Origin of the sequence: Saccharothrix hoggarensis, from assembly GCF_042678885.1 — a bacterium.
GTDB lineage: Bacteria > Actinomycetota > Actinomycetes > Mycobacteriales > Pseudonocardiaceae > Actinosynnema > Actinosynnema hoggarensis.
The window spans coordinates 1-1,733 of record NZ_JBHTLK010000461.1 but is presented as its reverse complement, the minus strand read 5'-3'; the positions used below and the strand labels follow the sequence as shown (position 1 = coordinate 1,733).

The following is a 1,733-nucleotide window of genomic DNA, read 5'->3' as shown; positions in this document are numbered from 1 at the left end:
CCGCGGGCGACGGGTCGTCGTCGCCCGCCTGGCGCCGGCGGTAGGCGGCCACCAGGCGGCGGCCGAGCGCGTCCGGCACGCCGAGCCGGGCGACCAGGAACGGCTCCAGGTACTCGCGCACCCGCGGCACCTCGGAGCCCCAGTCCACCACCAGGACGCGCTGCCCGGCGGAGGCCAGCACCCAGGCCAGGTTCGCCACCGCGCTGGTGCGACCGGTGCCGCCGGTCGCCGACAGGAAGGCGGTGACCCCGGTGTGGGCCGGGGTGGTGCGCGGGGTGGTCATCTGCTGCTCCAGGGCGGCGGGGAACTTGGGAATACCGGGATCTCGGGCCGCACGCCCGCGAGTCAGCCGCGTTTCACCCGAATGGCCCCGCGCGCCGCGGCGTCCCGCGCGGTGCGGCCGATCGCGCGCGCCGTCACAGGGAACTCTCGAAAGCGGCGAACCGGTCGGGCAGCGCGTCGTTCTCCGCGAGCACCCGGCACAGCGCGGCGCGCAGCGCGGTGTCCGGCAACTCGGCCAGCACCGCCAGGTCGACACCGGTGACGTCCAGCAGGTCCGACTCCAGAACGGGTTCCTCGGCCATGTCCGGCACACCCCCTTCCCGCACTGCTGCGGGTTTCTCAGCACCACGCCGGTCGCCGGCTCCGCCGACGGCGCAGTTCCCATGGTAGTGAACGACAACGGTCACGGACGGGAATCCTCCGATTGGCGGAGGCAGCCGGCGGCGGGCTGTGTTTGATTGCTTGTCGGGGTGGCCGGAAATCGGGGGATTCATGAAAGCGCTGCCGTTCCGCCAGTTCGTGCTGAAGGTGCACGGCCGGTGCAACCTGGCCTGCGACTACTGCTACGTCTACGAACTCGCCGACCAGCGCTGGCGTTCCCGGCCGCGCGCGATGTCGCCCGGGATCGTCGCGCACACCGCCGAACGGGTGGCGGAACACGTGCGCGATCACGGGTTGCGCGAGGTGGAAGTGGTGCTGCACGGCGGTGAACCGCTGCTCGCGGGACGGCGCGCGATCGAATCGCTGGTCACGCGGTTCCGCGCCGTCGTGCCCGCCGAAGTGCGGTTCACCGTGCAGACGAACGGGACTGTGCTCGACCGCGAATTCCTGCGGTCGTTCGACGCGCTCGGCGTGCGGGTCGGCGTGAGCGTGGACGGCACCCCGGAAGCGCACGACCGGCACCGCGTGCGGCCGAACGGTTCCGGGAGTTGGGCGGCGGTGCGCGGGGCTTTGGAGTCGTTGCGCGAGTTCCCCGCCGTGTACGGCGGTCTGCTGTGCGTGGTGGATGTCGACAACGACCCCGTGCGCACCTATGAGTCGTTGCTGGAATTCGCGCCGCCCGCGGTGGATTTCCTGCTGCCGCACGGCAACTGGTCCACGCCGCCGCCGGGACGTGCCGCCGGCGATCCCGCGACGCCGTACGCGGACTGGCTGATCGCCGTGTTCGACCGCTGGTACGACCGGCCGCGGACGCGCGTGCGGCTGTTCGACGAGCTGCTGTCGTTGTTGCTGGGCGGGCGTTCCGGGGTCGAGGGGCTCGGCCTGAGCCCGTCCGGCCAGGTGGTGGTGGAGACCGACGGGACGATCGAGGCGTCGGACATCCTCGCGTCCTCCTCCCCGGCCGCGTCGGCGACCGGGCTGCACGTGGCGCGCGACCCGTTCGACGCGGCGCTGGACCTGCCCGACGTGCGGGCCGGGCGCGCCGGGCTGGCCGGTCTGTCGGCGGCGTG

The 1,733-nt window shown here is 73.0% G+C and carries 3 protein-coding genes; 1 reads left to right on the top strand and 2 read right to left on the bottom strand.

Annotation, left to right across the window (positions count from 1 at the left end):
* Both ACFQ3T_RS36405 and fxsA read right to left on the bottom strand, forming a co-directional pair.
* Nucleotides 1-283: ParA family protein (locus tag ACFQ3T_RS36405; protein ID WP_380730687.1), on the bottom strand; the 283-nt coding region annotated here is incomplete at its 3' end.
* Nucleotides 284-416: 133 nt separating this feature from the next.
* The gene (gene fxsA, locus ACFQ3T_RS36400) at nt 417-584 is read right to left on the bottom strand and encodes an FxSxx-COOH cyclophane-containing RiPP peptide (RefSeq protein WP_380730685.1); all 168 of its coding nucleotides are present in this window, start codon (nt 582-584) and stop codon (nt 417-419) included.
* A 190-nt stretch (nt 585-774) separates the two neighbouring features.
* Here fxsA and ACFQ3T_RS36395 point away from each other — a divergent pair.
* Nucleotides 775-1,733, top strand: a 959-nt coding sequence (locus tag ACFQ3T_RS36395; RefSeq protein WP_380730683.1) for a radical SAM protein, incomplete at its 3' end; no start/stop codon positions are given.

What these genes read in the sequence shown, in the direction of transcription:
- fxsA (WP_380730685.1), bottom strand. Translation starts at nt 584, where the DNA reads ATGGCCGAGGAACCCGTTCTGGAGTCGGACCTGCTGGACGTCACCGGT.